This window comes from Nocardia anocheti (genome assembly GCF_029675105.1).
Classification (GTDB): domain Bacteria; phylum Actinomycetota; class Actinomycetes; order Mycobacteriales; family Mycobacteriaceae; genus Nocardia.
On record NZ_JAQQFV010000002.1, the window covers coordinates 745,170 to 764,281 of the forward strand.

Sequence of the window (19,112 nt, forward strand, 5' to 3'; positions counted from 1 at the left end):
AAAATTTCCCACCCCCTGCCGAACCCTAGCCATTCTTGCGCGGCCTGGACTCAACCGCGACGGGCGATGCTCGATCGTGACGGAACCTGTGGGCGGATGAGACCGGACGGTCGCCCCGAATTTTGGGGGCATCCGTGGAGGGGTGGTGAGCGGGGGTGAACCGCTATTTTCGACAGCATGCGTGGATCTATGGGCAAGGTTCGGTGGCGGCGAGCGCTCGGCGGGGCGGCCGTGGCCGCAGCGATGACCGGCGGCGCGCTGCTCGGCACCGGCACCGCGGCGGCCGACGCCGGTGCGGTCGCCGACGACGGCTGCACCTTCTCCTCGGTGGGCGGCTCGTGCAGCGATCCCGGACCGGTCGGGCACGCGCTGATCGCGCTCAAGGAATTCGCCAAGAGCCTCGGGTACGGCACCGGCAGTTCCTCGGGCACCGCCTACTTCATCTGAGGGGTTTCCGGATTTGGGCGGGCCTGATGTGCACTAGTCGCGAGAGGGAGCAGGCCCGCCCACTCGACGGTCAGGTCGCCGGTTCCAGGCTCGCCAGGGACTGCTCGGCGTAGCGGCGCAGCGCGGCGACGGCGGTCAGCTGACGTTCCAGCGTGCCGATGCGCTGCGCCCGGTGCGACGCCTCGGCATTCGCGGCTTCCTGTGCGGCGGTGAGGGATTCGTCGATCGAGCGCAGGCTGCGTTCGGCGATGCCCGCGTAGTGGTCGCGCAGGGACCGGTGGATGCGGTGCATGCGGTCCTTGGAATCCTTGCCAGCCTGGAAGGCGACGTCGTCGAGGAAACGGCGCACGGCGTTCTTGGCCTCGCCGCGCCGACGGGTCATCCTGGCCTGCTTGTCGTCGCGGTAGGCCTTGCCGCCGACGAGCATGCCCGCGCCGAGTGAGATCGGGTTCAGCATGGCCAGGCCCGCGAACGTCGTCGCGAGACCGACCATCAGCACGCCGCCGTAGGAACCACGCATACCGACGAGGACCTTGGAGACCAGGCCGATGTCGGGTTCGAGTTCACCCAGGGTGGCCGTGCCGCCGACCGCGCCGGAATGGTCGAGCGCGGCGGGCAGTTCCACCGCGCCGAGCTCCCGGAAGTGTTCGGCCACGCGCTCGGCGAGGGCCTCGGCGCGAGTGTGCGCGAAGAGCAGGTTCTCACCGAGCGCGGTATCGACTGTGCCGGTGAGCCATTCGGTGATGGCGTTCCAGTGGCGGCCGGGATCGTGCTCGTCGATCCATTCCTCGCCCTCGCGGGAGATGGTGCGCAGACGTTCCCGCAGGTCGTGATCGACATCGCCCGCGAGGTCGGTGATGCCGTCAGCGAGGGTCTGCTGCCAGGCGGCGGTGCGGCGATGTAGTTGCTGGGCAGCGGTTTTCGCTGCGTGTAGTTCGGCGACCGCCGCGGCTGCCTGTCGCGGGTCGCGCAGGGCCACCAGTTCGCTGCCGACGGTGAGCGCCAGATGTTCGGCGGCGGAAGACATTTCCTTCATTGCCCCGGCGCGGGCGGTGGCCTCGTCACGGGTCACCACCTGGTCGCGCAGGAATTGGAACAGCTCGCCGAAGCCGGACTCGGCGCCGAGTTGGGCGTCCTGCAGGCGCACGGCGTGGGCGCGCAGCAAGGACGAGACCGGGAGGAGGGGGACGGTTAGTTCGGCGGCGGCGAGGTGGGTGCGGTCGGCGGCGAAGACCTGGCGCCAGTGCGGATAGAGATCTGTCTTCGTCATCAATACCACTGTGGCCGAACATAATTCACGAGCCTGGCGCAGGAAAGTGAGTTCCGGGGCGGTGAGCTCGGTCGAGGCGTCGGTGAGGAAGAGCACGGCATCGGCGGCGGGGAGCATTTCCAGCACACCGAGGGTGGTGCCGGTGCCGCCGATGGCCGGGGTGTCGACGAGGACGATGCCGTCGGCGAGCAGGGGGTTGGGCAGGTGGACATCGATGCGGATGATCTGCCTGCCCGCCGCGAGGGGGGTGCGGGCGTCGATCGTCGAGAGGTCGGCGAGGGGGAACTCGACATGCTCCTCGGAACCCGTTGCCGCGAGGATCAATTCGGCTCTGGGCTGGTCGGCGTGGGCCAGTTGGATCGGGATGGTGGTGGTGAGTTCGTCACCGACCGGGCAGACATCCAGATTCAGCAGGGCGTTGACGAAGCGGCTCTTGCCCTGATCCCGCTGGCCCGCGACGATGATCCGCCTGCGCGGGTCGCGCATCCTGGCCGCGGCTGTCTCCAGCCGGGCGACCAGGTCGTCGCGACCCGCGGCGCGGGCGGCCGCCACGGTGTCGTCGAGCACCGCGAGCACCGTGTCCACCGCTTTCTCCGTCGCTTCTCGGCTCAGTGGAACAGACCGGCGGGGTCGAGATGCTGGTCGGTCGGGGCCGTGGAGTCACCGAGGAGGCTGCTGTTGCCGGTGAGCGGCGAGTCGTGCAGACCGGGGCCGAAGGCGTTGTCCGGGTCGATGTTCGACCAGGTGGTGCCGAGGCCGGAGGCTACGCCGATGGTGGGTTCCGGGGTGGGTTCGGCGATGGCGGGGTCGGCGCCGAAGGCTCCGGAGAGGTCGGGGTCGGACCAGATGCCGGTTGAGGTGTCGGCGGTGGATTCGACTGTGGTGGTGCCGGTGGCGAACGATCCGCCGGTGGCCAGGCCGGTGCTCAGGGCGCTGTCTGCGCCGGAGGTGAGGGAGCCGCCTGCGGTGAGGCCGGAGTTCGCGGCGCTGGTGAAGGAGGACTGGAGGGCGGAGCTGACGGTGGTGGCGCCGACGAGGTCGGCGGCGCCGGTGAGGGCTGCGCTGGAATCGAGTGCCCCGTTCAGGGCGGTGTCGGTGGTGCCGGTCAGGGTGGTGTCGAGCGCCGAACCGAACTGGCCGTTCAACGCGGCGGCAGTGTCAGCCGCGCCGGACAGGGTCGTGTTGAGCGCCGAACCGAACTGACCGCTTACGGCCGTGCCCGTACCGGCTGCGCTGGACAGGCTGGCGTCGAGGCCAGAACCGAACTGACCGGTCAGGGTGGCGCCGGTGCCTGCTGCGCCGGACAGAGCCGTGTCTAGACCCGAACCGAACTGACCGCCCATGGCGGCGCCGGTGCCCGCTGCGCCGGACAGGGTTGTGTCGAGTGCCGAACCGAACTGGCCGCTCAGGGCGGCACCGGTACCCGCTGCGCCGGACAGGGCTGTGTCGAAGGACGAGCCGAGTTGGCCGGTGAGGGTGGCGCCGGATTCTGCGGCGGCGGTCAGGCCGGTCGAGAGGGATGTCGCGGTGGAGAAGGCTGTGCTAGCGGAGGTTTCGAGACCGGTTGTGGTCGCGGCGTCGACGGCGGCTTGGGCGCCGGTGGTGAGGCCCGCGCCTGTTGTGAGTCCTGCGGCGATCTGACCGCCGAGATCGGCTCCGGCGGAACCGGTTCCGACAAGTTCCACGCCCGCACTGGCGAGACTGCCGAGGCCGATCTGGGTGGTCGCGGTAGCAGCTCCGGTCAACGAAGATGCCGCGGCGACACCGGCGTTCGCGGCAGCTCCGACTCCCGCACCGACCTGGCCGGTGAGTCCACTCGCCCCGGACAGGGAGGTCTCAAGCCCGGTGCTCACAGCGGAATCGAGCGAGGTGCCCAGGCCGACACCGGATTCCACGATACCCGCAGCCGCAGCATCGACATCCGCCCCGACCCCAGCCGCTACACCGAGCCCACCCGACACATCGGCACCGAGAACAGCGGCCGAGTCGACCGCACCGGAAACGGCCGCACCGAGACCCGCCGCCGCACCAGTCGCACCCGAAACCGCCGCACCGATGCCCGCCGACGTGTCAACCGCACCGGATACACCGGCACCGAGCCCGGCGCCCACCCCGGCCGCGGCGTCCACCGCACCGTTCAACGAGGTCTCCAAGCCAGCAGCACCGTCGAGCGCACCGCCGAGCCCCGCGGCACCGCCCACTACCGCGGAGATACCCGCACCGAGATCCGCCGCTCCGGCAAGTGAACCGCCAAGGGCTGCAACGAGATCCGTACCGCCTGCGAGAGAACCGGTCAGCTCGCCACCCAGGCCCGTTGCGCCCGCGAGGGCACCCGACACACCCGCACCGACTCCGGCGGCGAGGCCGAGAGTCGCGTCGACACCGGCGGCCAAGTCGGTGCCGAGACCGACGGTGGCTTCGGTGCCAGCGCCCACAGTGGCGCCGAGATCAGCGCCGAGAACGGCTCCCAGGTCGGCGACCGCGCCGAGGCCGGTGTCGATGGCGGTGGCCGAGTCGGCACCCAGGCCGAGGCTCGCGCCGAGACCGGCGCCGACGGTCGCGGCCAGGTCGGTGCCGAGGTCGAGAGCGCCGTCGAGAGCGGCGCCCGCGCCTACACCGAGACCAGCGCCCACGTTGCCAACCAGGTCGCCGCCGAGATCGAGAGCTCCGTCGAGACCAGCAGCCACACCCGCACCCGCGCCGAGATCGAGGGCTCCGTCGAGACCAGCGGCCACACCGGCGCCTGCGCTCGCGGCCAGGTCGGTGCCGAGGTCGAGAGTTCCGTCGAGTGCGGTGCCCGCGCCGATGCCGAGGCCCGCGCCGAGGGCAGCGCCCACGTTGCCAGCCAGATCGGCGCCCAGGTCGAGGGCTCCGTCGAGGGCGGCGCCCGCACCTGCGCCGAGGCCGATGCCGATGTTCGCGGCCAGGTCGGTGCCGAGGTCGAGGGCGGCGTTGAGACCGGTGGACAGGTCGGTGTCGAGGCCCAGGTCGGTGCCGATGGTGGCGCCGAGGTCGAGGTCCGTGCCGATGCCTGTGCCGAGGCCGAGGTTCGCGTCTGCGCCCAGGCCGAGGTCAGCGCCCGCGCCGAGGCCCGCGCCTACGCCCGCGCCCAGGCCGAGGTCCGCGCCCAGGTTGGCGCCCAAGCCCAGGTTCGTGTCTGCGCCCGCGTCCAAGCCGAGGTTCGCGTCCGCGCCCAGGTCGGCGGCGAGGGTGCTGCCTGCGGCGGTGGTGAGGCCGAGGTCGGTGGTCGCGGTGGTGGCGCCCGCGGCGATGATGGAGTGGAGGGGGGTGGTGTCGAGGTTGTGGGATTGGCAGATGGTGGGGGCCAGGGTGGCGATCTGGGCGGGGGTGACAGGCAAGTCGGCGTCGCAGAGGACCTGGACGGGGGCCTTGCAATAGTTTGCTGCGGCCTCGGGGTCGCGCAGCAGGTTCAGGATGAACTCGAGGATCGCGGTGGGGGTCATTCGGGGTCAGCTCCTCCAGATCGGGGCTAATGCGCCGGATCCGTACTCGTCTGTCGGGGATGCTTGTCACGCTGGCCATGCGAGTGTTCGAAAAGCTTGTCCCGATCCGCGACGGTTTCGTTACGCGGGCGGCGATAACTGGCTGAGTGCTCCCTCGGCGCTGCGCACCGCGGTCAGGCAGGCGGCGGCGGTGGCCTGGTCGATCAGGGGGTGGCGGGCACGGGTGCGCCAGCGGCGCGCGGCGTCGGCGGCGTGGGCGCGCAGGGTGCCCGGATCGGTGTCGGCGGGCAGGCCCAGGCGCACGTGCGCGGCGACGCCCGCGCCGCCGATCAGGCGGAACAGTTCGGCGAGATCGTCGGCGGGCAGCGGCAATTCGTCGGTGCGCAGGCGGCCGAGCAGACGCAGTTCGGCGAAGCCGTGGACGTCGGCCAGCAGGGTGCGCACGCGCGGGAGCAGGTGGTCGGCGCGGCCGGGGTGGGCGGTGAGGACGCGGTCGAGGGTGGTGAGGGCGGAGTGGGCCTTGAGCTGCTCGGCGCGCTGACCGAACTGCACGTCCAGGACGGTGCGCAGGTCGTCGATGCCGCTGCGGGCGGCGAGTTCGGCGGCCAGGGTGGCGGCGTCGCGGATGCCGGTGCGGACCAACTCGGTGGCCATGCGGACGCCGAACATGCCGAAGCGGTCGAGCAATTGGGCACGTATGGGCGCGGGGACCGGCAGGACGATGTCGGGGCGGGCGAAGCGGTCGGCCGAGAGCAGGGCGAGTTCGAGGGTGTCGGCGGGGAGCGCGGCCAGGGCGGCGAAGGCGAGGAATTCGGGTTGGGTCAGGGTGGCCGCGGCGAAGGCGAGCAGCCCGGCCACGGGGATGACCGCCTGGCACAGCCCGGTGCGCTCGAGTTCGGTGGCGAAGCGCGCCGCCACCTGACGCGCGGAATGCAGCGCGTCGATGCGGCCCGCGCTGATCTCGTCGGCGCGCGAGACCACCCCGACCACGCCGAGCGGTCCCGCGGGTCCACCGGCACCGACCTGTTCGAGGAAGTGCAGGTCGGCGGCGTCGAGTCGGCGCAGCAGGTAGACGACGGCGTCGGCGCCGGGCATCGAGACCGCGTCGGCGTCGAGGTCGGCGGGGGTGAGCAGGCGCAGGGTGCGCTCGGAGACCTCGCGGGAGAGCGAGGACGTGCCGGGCGTGTCGATGATGGTGGTGCGCGCGAGGGCGGGGGTCGGCCAGCGCACTTCGAGATGGTCGACGGCGTGCGGCCCGGCAGGGTTCCAGCGCAGGTCGTCGAGTTCGAAAGTGAGTCCGTGCGCGCCCGCGCCGCGGCGCAGGGCGACATTGGCGGCGGCGCCGTCGGCGGCGAACGCGGTGACCGTGGGCGTGGCGCCGGTGCGGTACCAGGTGACCACGCGGGTGCACTCGGTCGCGTCGGTCGGGGCGATGCTCTGCCCGGCGAGCGCGTTGAGCAGGGTCGACTTCCCCGCCTTGATCGACCCGGCCAGTGCCACCCGCAACGGCTGACGCAGCCGCTCGTCGCACTCGCGCAGCAGCACCTGCGCGTCCGGGTCGCCACCGAACTCCCGCGCGGCACTCGCCACCAACAGCTGAGCCTCGCCGAGACCGACCGAATGTGCGTGCGCGGGGTAGTTCACGCGGACACCCTACCGACGCCCGAACCGGCCTGGACGCGTGATCACCACGCTCCGCGGGCGGTCGCCGCTCGGTGATCAAGCGTCCAACTCCGGCGGGATGGTTAGCGGAGGTTAGGGGATCCTGAGCGGCGGCGTAACAGCTTTCGGGCAGCAACCGACTATCGGGATAGTTCGCTCGATGGTGTCCACCGCTCACGCATTGGCAAGAGGTTCTCATGACTGACCGTCTCCCGCTCGGCATCACTGTCGGCGCATCCCGTTCGGTGGCCGTCGCGACGACGGCCGACGGTGGTGTGCCGGTGGCGGTGATCCAGCGCCCCAGCGTGGTGGAAGTCGCGCCCGGGTACGCGCTCGACGGGTTCCTCGCCCGGGTCGGCGATCCGGTGCCGATGCTGGCCGACGACGGGTCCATCCACGCCGCTGCCGACCTCGTCGCCCGCACGACGACCAGCCTGATCACCGACATCGCCGCCGAGACCGGCGCGGAACCGACGGTGATCGCCTGCCATCCGGGCTGGTGGGCGGATGACCAGGTACGCGCCGTGCGGGACGCGCTCGACGCGGCGGACGCCGGGACGACGGTGCTGATCCCGGAACCGCTCGCGGTGCTGCGCCGTTACGAGGCCGAGCACGGACTGCTCGACGACGGCGCGCTGATCGTCTACGACCTCGGCGCGAGCGGGCTGACCGTCTCGGTGGTGCGCACCGGCGACGAATCGGGACTCCTCGGCACCCCGACCCACAGCGACACCATCGCCGGTGCGGAATTCGATTTGCTGACGATGCGCTATGTGCTCGCGCACGCGCTCGGTGACACCGAGTTCGACCCCTTCGATCCGGTGGTCGAGGCCGAGTTGGCGGCGCTGCGCGAGCGCTGCCGGATCGCCAAGGAAGAGCTCTCGCGCGACACCGCGACGGTGGTGTCGGTGGGCGCGCTCGGAACCGGTGGGCCGGTGCGGATCGTGCGCGGCGAGTTCGAGGACGTGGTGCGTGCGGACCTGCGGGACTCTCTCGACCTGGTGCGTACCGCGGTGCGACAGGCGGGGATCGAATTCGGCGATGTGCGGGCGGTGTTGCTGACCGGCGGGGGTGGGGCGATTCCGCTGGTGGCGGAGTTGGTTTCGGCGGAGTTCGGGTTGCCGGTGGTGGCCTGCGCGGATCCGGCCACGGCGAGCGCGGCGGGGGCGGCCGAGTTGGCGGCCGATCTGTTGGCATCCGAATCTTCTTATGGCGCAGTTTCTTCTGGCGAGCTCGCGTACTCCGCGTATACCGAGCCGGTGAGCGCGCACAGCGGCGAGTCGCCGATGGCGGGCGTGGCGGCCGCGGAACCCGGACTGTTCGACGACGAACGGTTCGGGGGTTCTTCGGACGACCGGCGGGCGGATACCGGGAGTGAACTCGCCGAGACGGCTTCCAGTTCGCGGCGCGATGATCGGACCACGCCCGGGTATCGATCGGGCGAGTCCAGCGGCGCGAATCGGTTGGCAGACAAGGGATATTCCGGCGATATCAGCCTGTTCGCCGACACTGGCCTGCCCGAGGACGACGAGGCATCGCCGCGGAAGTCGCGCAAGCGGCTGGCCGTCGTGGCCGCCGCCCTCGCCGCCTTCGGCGCGTTGACCGCCGCAACCATCGCCCTGGCACCGCAATTCGGTTCCGCCAGTACGCCGACGCCCAGCTCCGCCGACGCGGCGGCCACGAGTTCCGGCGCCCCGGCGACGAATGCGGTGACGCCCATCGCGGCCGTCGACGCCGAGGGCAAGACGGTGCTCGGGACGCCGACACTCGACGCGGACGGCAAGCCGGTTCCCGGCGCTCCCCTACTCGACGCGGACGGGCAACCGATTCCCGGAACCGTCACCCCCGCGGTGACAACGCCGAATTCGGTGCAGCCCAACCAGACTCAGGCCGCCAACGGAGCCCCGCAGGGAGGCGCACCGCAGGGTGAGGCGTCTGCGGGTGGCACGCCTCAGGGCGGTGCGCCGCAGCCGGGGTCACCGCAGGCGGGCACGCCGCAGTCGCCCGCGCCCGAGCAGACTCCGCCGTCGCAGAACTCACCCGCTCCGGCGCCGCCCGCCCAAACACCGCCGACCACCACGTCTCCCGCGCCCGCACCGCAACAGCCACAGCAGCCGCAGTACCCGAATCTCGGCCAGGTTCCCGGCAAGATCATCGACGGTGCCGGTGAGGTGGTGGAGGGGACGGTCGGCGGTGTCACAAAACTGCCCGGTGAGCTGCTGGGAGGCGGCAATTGAGGCCGATCGCGCTCGACTGCCTGCCGAACGCCCGCGAGATCCTCCGCACCATCGAAGCCGCACCGCAGAAACCGGTTGTCCTGTTGCTGTCGGGGCGGTCGGGCACGGGGAAGTCGGTGCTGCTCGACGCGGCACGGCAGCGATTGCGAGGGCGGGGGCTCGCGGTGATCGGGAGCGTGCCGGTGGCACCGGACAGCGGGGCTGTCGTCGTCCTCGATGATCTGCACACGCTTTCGGCCGAGCAGCTCGAAGCGTTGAGCTCGGAGATCGCTTCGGGAACGAAGTCTTTCCTGTGCGCGACGCAGCCGCGTCCGCAGCAGCCCGCGCTGCGTGCGCTGTGTGAGACCGTGGCTCGGCACGGGCGCACGGTGGAGTTGCGGGCGCTGGGCAGCGGCGATATCGGTTCGCTGGCACGCGAACTCGGCGTCACCGTGCCGCGTCCGATCATCGACTACATCCACACCCAGACCGCGGGCGTGCACGGCGGTGTGGTGGCGGCCTTGCTGGCGGCGGGCGCGGCGCGGCTGGATCAGGGGATGGCCGCCGTCGACGACGCGCTGGCGATGTGGACGCGGGCGCAGCTCTCGGGTGCCGACCCGGCTCTGCTCGACACGCTGGTCGTCGCCGCGACCGGCACCGGGCTCGACGCGGCCGAGCTGGCCGAGGTGCTCGACCTCGAACCGCCGGTCGCGCGGGATCTGCTGGTGCGGGCCAGGACGAGCGCGCTGGTCACCGACGCGGATCTGCTGTTGAAGGCCGCCGTCCCGCAGTTGCGGGTGCTGCTCGGCGATCGGCGCTATGTGGGGGTGCAGCGCAGGCTGCTCGACACCCGCCTGGCCGCCGGGTTGCTGCGCGACCACACCGGGCTGCTGCTCGCGGAGTCGGGCGTGCGCGACGAACGGCTGGCCGAATTCCTCTGCCACGCGGCCGAACACCAGCGACACGACGCCGCCCGCTACTACGCCGCCGCGGCCGCCGCTGGCGCCGACCCTCGCCGGATCGCCCTCCCCTGGGCCGAGGCGGCCGCCACGGCGGGGGACGACGACACCGCCCTGCGCCTGGCCGAACCGATCCTCGACCGCGCCGACACCGCCCCCACCGACCTCGCCGCCGCCGTCCGGATCTGCGCGACCGTGCTCACCCGCCGCGGCCTCGTCCAGCGGGCCGCCGCCCTCTATCGCTGGCTCGGCGCCCGCCGCGTCGGCGCCGACTGGGCCGTGGCCACCACCGTCCTGGCCCTGGCGGGCGACGGCACCGCCGCCACCGAGATGGCCACCGACGCCGACCACTGGCCGCCCACCGAGTCCACCGCCGGTCCACGCCTGGTCGCCCGCGCCCTGCTCGCTTCGCTCGACACTGCCCGCGCCCGAACCCTGCCCTCGACCGCCCTCACCGATCTCAACCAAGCCCTGCACACCGACCACCACACCGGACCGTGCACCGTGACCGCCGTCGCCACCCTCCTCGACCTGAGCATCGGCGAACCCGATCGCGCCGCCGCGGTGCTGTGGGCCGTCGCCGGGCAGCCGGGCACAGACCACGCACCGGCGGAACTCGATCACGCGCCGCTCGCCAAAGAAGACGCGGCCAGCCGGACGACCGCGCGTCACGACAGCGTGCCATTCCCCCTGTCGACCGACCGGCGCGACCCCGTGCGCGGCCTCCGATCCGCGTCGACCGATCACCACCACGCCGTCCTCGCCGCCAGCGTCGCCCTGGCCACCGGTGACGAGCAGCGGGCGGCCGCGATTCTGGCGACGCTCGGTCAGGTCACCCTCCCGGTCCGGGACCGCCTGCTGGCGCACGGCCTGGCGGTCGAGCTGGCTCGACGCAGTGGGGATCTGCCGACGCTGCGGCGGGCCTGGACCGTCGCGGTGCCCGTGTTCGACAAGGTCGATGTCGATCTGTTGAGTCTGCGGGCGGTCGGTCAGCTGTGGCTGGCGGGGATCGCGGTGCGCGACGAGGGGCGGGTGCGGCCGCTGGTCGAGGCGGCCGCGGGGCTGGTGCGCGGGCCGGTGACGGCGTGGTCCGCGGGTTTCCACTGGTACGGCGTCCAGGCCGCGCTCGCCGAGGACGCCCCGCAGAGATTGCTGCCGCACGCGCACGCGTTGAAGCAGGCCGCCGCCGAGGGCGACGCGCACGCGGCGGTGCTCGCCGACGCCGGACGGACCTGGCTGCGGGTGCGCCGGGGTGAGGCCGATGTCACTGCCGTGCGCGCGGCGGTGCTCGCGCTGGCCGCGCGGGGACACGCCTACGACGCGGCGCGGCTGGCCGAGGACGCCGCGCGGGTGGTCGAGGACCCCGCCGACCTGCTCGAGCTGGCCGCTTCGGTCCGGGTGCCCGCACGCCTGGATTCGGCTGTGACCAGCACTGATGACCCACAGGCGGGACCGAGACCGCTGGTCGAACCGCAGGCGCTCAGCGATCGCGAACGGGAGGTGGCCGAGCTGGTGCTGCTCGGGCTGACCTACCGGGAGATCGGCGCACGGCTGTACATTTCCGCGAAGACGGTGGAGCATCACGTCGCGCGAATCCGACGTCGGATAGGCGCGCGATCCCGATCCGAATTATTGTCGATGCTCCGCGCGATGGGACACGGTTCACTGCTGGTGTGACCGGCCCGGGGTAGGGAGGTAAACCGGATGGCCACTGGGGTGGGCCTGCGCATCGCCGACGACGAGTGCGTCGCCGCGGTGGTCACCGAGGACGGCCCGCCGATCCACCTCGTGCGCGAGTCGGTGCTGCACATGTCCGACGACGGCGACGCGGCCCTGGGCGGCCCCGCGCCCTCCGGGCACGCGCACTCGATCAGCGGGTTCGTGCGCGCGATCGGCGATCCGGCGGGCGTCGACGTCGACGGCGGCGAAGCCTATCGGGCCGAGGATCTGCTGGCCACGGCCATGTTCTGTCTCATCGATCAGACCACCGAGCACCTCAGCGGACCGGCCGAGTTCTACGCGACGCATCCGGCGCAGTGGAGCACCGAGGTCGTGCGCGGGGTGCGCGAGGCGCTGGACTATCTGGGCCTGAAGTCGGTGGCGCTGCTGGGTGAGGACGAGTTGCCCCAGCCCGCCGCCGGGGTCGCGCCGGGTCGTTCGTATGTCACCTCGGCGGCCGAGGCCGCGCTGGTCGCGGTGCTGGCGACCCCGGCGGGCGCGACGCCGCCGGACCCGATCGTCACCGAGAACTCGCTGGTCGTCACCGATGTGATGCCCGCGGTGCAGAAGACAGCGGCGACCGCGCAGGCGTATTCGGCGGCCATGCCCGCGGCCGTGCTGCCGACCAAGGCGATGGCCGTGCCCGCCGCGGTGCTGCCCGCCGAACCGCCGCCCGCCGCCGCACCACCGCCCGCGCGTAACCGCACGCCGTTGCTCATCGCGGTGGCCGCGCTGATCGGTCTGCTGCTCGGCGGGATCGCGGTGTCGGTGCTGCTGCGCGGTGGTGAACCGGCGGCCCCGCCGTCGATCTCGGACGCGCGACCGGAGTCGACCGAGCAACCCACCCCGGCCCCGCTGCCGCCGCCGGTCGACGAGACGAGCACGCCGCCCGCGCCCGTCACCACCGCGCCCGAACCGGAACCGACGACCACCACCGAGGCGCCGCCGGAACCGACCACCACCACCGAGCAACCGGCGCCGACCACCACCGAGCCGACCACCCCCAGTCGCAGCACCACCCGTCCGCTGATCCCCTTCGAGGACTACCCGCCGGGGAATCTTCCGTCACCACTGCGGATCCCGGGCTACGACTATCAGCGGTAGGGCAGACGTTGTCGCGCCTGTGTCGCGGCCGTGCCCTAGAGTGATGCGGCGACCGACATCACAGCCATCGGCAGTGTCGCCGGTCACTCGTGCCGACGAAGGGATTTCATGCGCAAGTTGGTGGCGCGTCGCGCCGCGGTCAAGGCAGCCTCCGCCGGGTTCGCCGCGACTGTTCTCCTGGCACCACTGCTCGGCTCCGGTCCCGCCACGGCGGAACCCGATGCGCCCCTTCAGCTCGCCGCGGACGCCTTACCCGCGCAAATGGTGACGGCGCTGTCCCGCGACCTGGGCATGACACCGGTCGAGTACCTCGACCGCGCCGCCCGCGCGCAGCAGCTGCGCCAGTACGCGACCGACTTCCGCGCCGCGAACCCCGACACCTTCGCCGGTGCCTGGCTGACGCCGGAGGGCAAGGCCGTCGTCGCGGTCACCGACGCCGAGACGGGCAAGCTCGCCGCGGCCGACGGCTACCAGACCCAGCTCGCGCCGATCTCGGCCAACGGCCTCGAGGGCGCGCTGGTGCAGCTGAGCCAGTGGATCGCGAGCCTGCCGCGCGAGATCTCCGAGCCGATCAGCTCGGTCGCGATCGACACCCTCAACAGCCAGCTGGTGCTCAATGTCGCCAACACCCCCACCGGGCATCTGCTCAACCTGCCGACGCTGATCGCCACCATCAAGGTGGTGCTCTCCCCCGGCGGCGGCGGTCCGGTGGAACGTCGGCCGATGGGCGGCGACACCTACATCACCGCGACCAAGGACCTGCACGACACCTCGCTGCGCGGCGTGGACGTGTGCTCGTTCGGCTTCAACGCCACCGACGACGCGGGCAGCGCCCTCAACATCTCGGCGGGCCACTGCAATCCGAACATCGACAACGGCGGCACCGCCCCGGTCTACGTGCCCAACGTGCGCGACATCCCCAACAGCCCCGAGGTCGGCAGCTTCGCCCACTCGGTGCTCGGCGGGCCCGCCGCGCTGGACTACTCGGTGATCCGGCTCAACGAGCGCGCGGTGAACGCGGGCATGGACCAGCCGCGCGTGCGCGGCGCGGAGGGCACCACCCTCACCATCACCGGCACCGCCGAGCCGGTGACCGGCGCGCCCGTCTGCAAGACCGGGCAGTCCTCGACCTTCACCTGCGGCTTCGTCTCGGCCGATCACGTGGAGACCCAGCTGTTCACGGCCGAGGGCGTCAGCAAGACGATCCGCGGCTTCGCCAACAGCGCCTGCACCCTGGGCGGCGACAGCGGCGGCGCGATCGTCTCGGGCACCCTGGCACTGGGCATCACCAGCGGTTCCAACGCCGCCGACGCCCCCAACTGCGCCGAGGCCAACACCCAGCTCGCGCCCTACGGCGGCACCGCCTCGCTCGGCATCCCGATCCGGCCGATCCTGGCCGACGCGGCGGGCGCGATCGGCGGAATCACGGTGCGCACCAAGCCGAACGCGGGCTGAGTCCGCCCCGAAACGCCGACCGGACCGGGTGAGCGAAATCTCTTGCCCGGTCCGAGTAGGCATAACCCGCCCGAGCCCATATAGTTCGATCATGCTCCTGCCACGTATGGGTCGAACCTCGTCCGCGCGCAGCTCGAGAAGAGCGCGCAAATCCGTGATCGCCGCGTCCGCGGCGATTCTGCTGTTCGGCCCCACGATGGCAGTCGCCGACGCGCAGCCCGCCCCCGCGGGCGACCTGCCCGCCCAGCTGATCGAGGCGGTCACCCGCGACCTGAAGATCTCCCCCGAGGAGTACCTGCACCGCGCCGACGTCGCCCAGCAGGTGGCCGCGTTCTCCACCACCGCGCAGCGCCAGTTCCCGCAGGTCTTCGCCGGTTCCTGGCTGAGCGACCAGGGCAAGGCCGTGATCGCGCTGTCGCACGGCCCGGGTGCGGACGAGGCGCGGGCCGCGGCCGAGTCGGCCGGGTTCGAGGTGCGCAACGTCGCCAAGAGCGAGTCCATGCTGCGCGGAGAGAAGACCGCGTTCGAGACCTGGCTGGCCGCCGCGCCGCCGGAGGTCGCCAACCTGGTGCGTGGTGTCGTCATCGACACCGTCAACAACGCCATCGCCGTGCGCGTGGAGCAGGCCGGGCTGCCGCTGCCCAGCTTCATCGACCCGGCCCGCGTGGTCGTCACCGCGCCGCCGGTCGCCGGTGAGCGCGTCGACCTGACCGCCACCCCCGTCGCCGGTGACGGCAACGGCGCGCTGGCCGGTGGCGACGGCTACGCCTCGATCGTGGGCCGCAGCTCGCTGCGCTGCTCGCTGGGCTTCAACGGCACCGACCGCTCGGGCAACGTCGTCAACATCTCGGCCGGTCACTGCAACCCCGACCTCGGCACCGCCGGTAGCGATTCCGCCGCCGCGATCTACGAGATCAACGGCGACCGCGCCGGTGCCCAGCTGGGCACCTTCCAGAAGTCGGTGCTCGGCGCGCAGGACTACTCGATCATCTCGATCAACGACAACGCCCGCCCGCGCTTCGAGAACAACCTGGTCCGCGTGCCGGGCAACGCCCCGATCGCGGTCGAGGGCGTCGCGGTGCCGGTCGTCGGCGCGCCGGTCTGCAAGTCGGGTGCGCGCACCGGCTTCAGCTGCGGCATCATCAACGGCGTCGACCAGACCGTGCAGGTGGGCGACCGACAGATGACCCAGAGCTTCTCGGCCAACATCTGCGCCCTGCCCGGCGACTCGGGCGGCGCCATCGTCACCGGGCGGCTGGCGCTGGGCATCTCGAGCGCGTCGTCGGTCGCCGACTACCCGATCTGCGAGATCCCCAACATCATCGGCGCGATCACCGGTGACGTCCCGCAGCTGTTCGCGCAGCCGCTGAGCGTCGTCCTGTCGGACAACCCGGGTCTGTCGGTGCGCACCAACTGATCGCGGAACCCGCGGCAACAGAGCAGCTCGGAAGGGCCGGTAGCAGCGCGCTACCGGCCCTTCCGGCGTCTGCGGCAAGCTGGGGGCATGTGTTTGGTTCTGCTCGCCTGGCGCGCGCACCCGGAGTATCGGCTGATCGTGGCGGCCAACCGGGACGAGTTCTACACCCGCGCCACCGAATCGCTGACGCGCTGGCCCGACGGCCTGCTGGCCGGGCGTGATCTGGGCGCCGACGCGCCGGGCACCTGGCTGGGGTTCCGTCCGGCCGACGCCCGCTTCGCCACCGTCACCAATGTGCGCGATCCCCTGGACCGCGTGCCGGACGCGCGTTCCCGCGGCGCCCTGCTGATGGACTTCCTGCGCGCCGACACCGCACCCGGCGCCTATCAGACCGCGATCGACCCGGCCCGCTACCTCGGCTACAACCTGCTCACCGGCGACGCGGACGCGCTGTGGTGGCAATCCAATCGCAGCGGCACCGCGCCCGCCGAGCTCGCGCCGGGACTGCACGGGCTGTCGAACGGGGCGCATCTGGTTTCGGCGCCCGGCGAGGTTGTGCACAGTCGTCCCCAGGAGTTCGAGGTGACCGGGGTGGGCGCGCCGCCGGTCTGGCCGAAGGTCGCCGACGGGCTGACCGAACTGCGCGACATCATCGCGACCGCACCCGATTCCGTCGACGACTACTTCGCGCTGCTGGCCGACCGCACCGAGGCGGCGGCCGAGCTGCTGCCGCGTACCGGGATCGCGCCGGAGTTCGAGCGGGCGGTCTCGGCGCGGTTCGTCGCGCACGATCTGCACGGCACCAGGGCGAGCACGGTGCTGCTGGTGCGGGCCGACGGGAGTTACGTCATGGCCGAGCGGTCGTTCGGTCCGCACGGGGTCGTCCAGGGGGCCGAAACGGCGTCCGGGCGGCTGGGTTAGCGGTACGGAACGCGGAAGGCCCCGCTCCGAGGGGAGCGGGGCCTTCGCGGGAAAGCTGTTCGGGCGGAGCCGAATCAGTTCGCCGGAGCCGGGGTGGCGACCGTCTTGGGCTTCTCGGCCCACGCGGTGGTGCCGTCCGGCGCCTGCAGGATGTTGAGCAGCTCCAGACCGGCGACCAGCATGGTCGGACCGCCGATGGCGATCATGCCGATGACGCCACCGATCGCGGCGCCGCCGACGATGCCGCCGAGGCACAGCGGAACCGAGAACACGCCGACGCCGACGATGCCGCCCGCGATGCAGCCGACGACCGCGCCGATGGCCGAACCGACGAAGGTGCCGATGGCGGTGCCGATGCTGAACTTCGAGGAGAAGTCGTTGATGGCCTTCTGGTTCTCCTGCACCGAGGCGATCGACTCGGCCTTGATGACCGGGTTGACGCCCACCTGGCTGGCCGAGACGTCGACGCCTTCCGGCTTCTCCGGGGTCAGCTCGAGCACGGTCGAGTCCTTGACGACCTCGGCCTTGGTCGGGATGTCGGTGCCGTTGATGGTGAAGGCGATCGGCAGCGAGACCACGACAGCCCCCCGACTGTCCTTGATCTCGGCGACCTGGGTCTTGGGCGCCTCGGGGGTCTCGCCGTCCTGCTCGACCAGCGCGACGGTCCCGTTCTTGACGGTGGCGACGACGGTCTTGTCGACGAGCTTCACCGAGTACTTGATGTCCTGCGGCGCTTCTTCGGCATGCGAAACGCCGGTAGCCACGGTCATCGCCCCGATAACCAGTGCGGCAGCCGCAGTGGTCCTACGGAAGTTCATTCAGGTTCCAATCCATCAGGTGTGGTGCGGCGTGCGATCCGCGACACGCGAGACTCGTCAAGCGGTGACATCCGTGAGATGTCCCTTACTTCTCCCCGAGCAGTGTGAAGACCGGCACAGCAGACAGAACAGCCGCAGCTTAATGGAATGAAACCCGGTAGACCAGACGGATTCTCGAACGAGTTAGTAAGCCTGACCTTAGCTCCACCGCAGTTCACGCGCGGTTTACGGTGTTCACCAGCAGACGTGGGAATCTTGGAGCAAACTTTTATGTGAGATTGCTCACAGGCAAATCCCAGGTCAAGCCCCAGTAAACAAGGTCAGAGCACAAATGCCGATCCTACGGTGGACACCGGTAGTTACTGGCCGGTAACTTAGCGCCGGTTACGATACGAGCCAACCGGGTGAGTCTCTCGCCCGCACGACCCTCGTGTTGCCTCTAAAGAAAGGTCGCGACATGAATGCCCTGACAATCACGTTGGGCACGATTGGAGCTGTGCTCAGCCTGTTCTGTTGGGCGTCGTTCCTCGGCGGCGCCTGGAAGATCGGCAAAGCCGTGACGATCGGCCAGTCCGCGCCGGACCGGTGGCGACCGTTCTTCCCGCGCTTCAAGACCATGATGGTCGAGTTCATCGCGCACACCCGCATGAACAAGTTCCGCACCGTCGGCTGGGCGCACTGGCTGGTCATGATCGGCTTCCTGGCCGGTGCGCAGTTCTGGTTCATGGCCTACGGGCAGACCTTCGATCCCACCTGGGCGTGGCCGTTCATCGGCGAGACCTGGTGGTTCCACCTCGGTGACGAGATCCTGGGCGTCGGCACCGTCGTCGGCATCGGCACCCTGATGATCATCCGCCAGCTGAACCACCCGCGCATTCCCGCGCGGATCTCCCGCTTCAGCGGCTCCAAGTTCGGTCCGGCGTACTTCGTCGAGTGGGTCGTGCTCACCGAGGGCATCGGCATGGTGCTGGTGAAGGCCGGTGTGCTGTCGCTGACCGGACACTCCGCCTGGACCGACCCGGTCACCGGCCAGATCGCCAAGCTCATCCCGGCCAACGTCACGCTGATCTCGATCTTCGCGTTCGTCAAGCTGATGTCCGGCATGGTCTGGCTGTTCGTGGTCGGCCGCAACATCTCCTGGGGTGTGGCCTGGCACCGCTTCTCGGCCTTCTTCAACATCTACTTCAAGCGCGAGGCCGACGGCAGCGTCGCCCTGGGCGCGGCCAAGCCGATGATGTCCAACGGCAAGGTCCTGGACATGGAGAACGTCGACCCCGATGTCGACAACCTCGGTGTCGGCCGCATGGAGGACTTCTCCTGGAAGGGCTGGCTGGACTTCAGCACCTGCACCGAGTGCGGTCGCTGCCAGTCGCAGTGCCCCGCCTGGAACACCGGTAAGCCGCTCTCGCCCAAGCTGCTGATCATGTCGCTGCGCGACCACGGTTACGCCGCCGCCCCCTACCTGCTGGCCGGTGGCCGCAAGGATCCCGGTGGCGACGAGATCGGCCTGGTCGACGCCGACGGCAAGCCCGACGAGGCCAAGCTGGCCAAGATCTCCGAGGCGGCGCGTCTCGAGGCGGAGCGTCCGCTGATCGGTGGCGAGGACGTCAACGGTGTCATCGACCCCGAAGTCCTGTGGAGCTGCACGAGCTGTGGTGCC

At 71.1% G+C, this 19,112-nt stretch carries 11 protein-coding genes and 1 pseudogene; 8 read left to right on the plus strand and 4 right to left on the minus strand.

The features are described 5' to 3' along the window. Nucleotides 1–177: 177 nt before the first annotated feature. Entirely contained in the window at nt 178–447 is a 270-nt protein-coding gene (locus QC180_RS07515) for a hypothetical protein (protein WP_278261870.1), read from the plus strand. 70 nt (nt 448–517) lie between these two features. Here QC180_RS07515 and QC180_RS07520 read toward each other — a convergent pair whose 3' ends face one another. From QC180_RS07520 to QC180_RS07530, 3 genes are all read right to left on the minus strand, one after another. Then, on the minus strand, nt 518–2,329 hold the full coding sequence (locus tag QC180_RS07520) for a dynamin family protein (protein ID WP_474646404.1): 1,812 nt from the start codon (nt 2,327–2,329) through the stop codon (nt 518–520). Further along, nucleotides 2,326–5,181: an IniB N-terminal domain-containing protein gene (locus tag QC180_RS07525; protein ID WP_278261872.1), complete on the minus strand. Its 2,856-nt coding sequence runs from the start codon at nt 5,179–5,181 to the stop codon at nt 2,326–2,328. The genes QC180_RS07520 and QC180_RS07525 overlap by 4 nt, the downstream gene beginning before the upstream one ends. 120 nt (nt 5,182–5,301) lie before the next feature. Further along, a complete protein-coding gene (locus tag QC180_RS07530; protein WP_278261873.1) occupies nt 5,302–6,825 on the minus strand; it encodes a dynamin family protein in 1,524 nt (507 codons plus the stop codon). A gap of 215 nt (nt 6,826–7,040) precedes the next feature. Here QC180_RS07530 and QC180_RS07535 point away from each other — a divergent pair, with 215 nt between their 5' ends. From QC180_RS07535 to QC180_RS07560, 6 genes are all read left to right on the plus strand, one after another. Then, a complete protein-coding gene (locus QC180_RS07535) occupies nt 7,041–9,080 on the plus strand; it encodes an Hsp70 family protein (protein ID WP_278261874.1) in 2,040 nt (679 codons plus the stop codon). Further along, the gene (locus QC180_RS07540; protein ID WP_278261875.1) at nt 9,077–11,695 is read left to right on the plus strand and encodes a LuxR C-terminal-related transcriptional regulator; all 2,619 of its coding nucleotides are present in this window, start codon (nt 9,077–9,079) and stop codon (nt 11,693–11,695) included. Before QC180_RS07535 ends, QC180_RS07540 begins: the two co-directional genes overlap by 4 nt. Before the next feature lie 27 nt (nt 11,696–11,722). Next, nucleotides 11,723–12,841: a hypothetical protein gene (locus QC180_RS07545; RefSeq protein WP_278261876.1), complete on the plus strand. Its 1,119-nt coding sequence runs from the start codon at nt 11,723–11,725 to the stop codon at nt 12,839–12,841. Nucleotides 12,842–12,949: 108 nt separating this feature from the next. Next, entirely contained in the window at nt 12,950–14,296 is a 1,347-nt protein-coding gene (locus QC180_RS07550) for a S1 family peptidase (RefSeq protein ID WP_278261877.1), read from the plus strand. A gap of 154 nt (nt 14,297–14,450) precedes the next feature. Continuing rightward, on the plus strand, nt 14,451–15,713 hold the full coding sequence (locus tag QC180_RS07555) for a S1 family peptidase (protein ID WP_278261878.1): 1,263 nt from the start codon (nt 14,451–14,453) through the stop codon (nt 15,711–15,713). A gap of 87 nt (nt 15,714–15,800) precedes the next feature. Next, nucleotides 15,801–16,634, plus strand: a complete 834-nt coding sequence (locus tag QC180_RS07560; protein ID WP_278261879.1) for an NRDE family protein — start codon at nt 15,801–15,803, stop codon at nt 16,632–16,634. Nucleotides 16,635–16,708: 74 nt separating this feature from the next. Here QC180_RS07560 and QC180_RS07565 read toward each other — a convergent pair whose 3' ends face one another. After that, nucleotides 16,709–17,404 carry a DUF8020 domain-containing protein gene (locus QC180_RS07565; protein ID WP_278261880.1) on the minus strand — a complete coding sequence of 232 codons (696 nt, stop codon included), beginning with the start codon at nt 17,402–17,404 and terminating at the stop codon, nt 16,709–16,711. Nucleotides 17,405–17,909: 505 nt separating this feature from the next. Here QC180_RS07565 and QC180_RS07570 point away from each other — a divergent pair. After that, nucleotides 17,910–19,112: pseudogene (locus QC180_RS07570) on the plus strand (Fe-S oxidoreductase); the annotation flags it as partial.

Excerpts from the sequence above, each read along its gene's own strand:
- QC180_RS07525 (WP_278261872.1), bottom strand. The coding sequence starts at position 5,181 with ATGACCCCCACCGCGATCCTCGAGTTCATCCTGAACCTGCTGCGCGAC.
- QC180_RS07550 (WP_278261877.1), top strand. The coding sequence starts at position 12,950 with ATGCGCAAGTTGGTGGCGCGTCGCGCCGCGGTCAAGGCAGCCTCCGCC.
- QC180_RS07545 (WP_278261876.1), top strand. The coding sequence starts at position 11,723 with ATGGCCACTGGGGTGGGCCTGCGCATCGCCGACGACGAGTGCGTCGCC.
- QC180_RS07565 (WP_278261880.1), bottom strand. The coding sequence starts at position 17,404 with ATGACCGTGGCTACCGGCGTTTCGCATGCCGAAGAAGCGCCGCAGGAC.
- QC180_RS07560 (WP_278261879.1), top strand. The coding sequence starts at position 15,801 with ATGTGTTTGGTTCTGCTCGCCTGGCGCGCGCACCCGGAGTATCGGCTG.
- QC180_RS07515 (WP_278261870.1), top strand. The coding sequence starts at position 178 with ATGCGTGGATCTATGGGCAAGGTTCGGTGGCGGCGAGCGCTCGGCGGG.
- QC180_RS07535 (WP_278261874.1), top strand. The coding sequence starts at position 7,041 with ATGACTGACCGTCTCCCGCTCGGCATCACTGTCGGCGCATCCCGTTCG.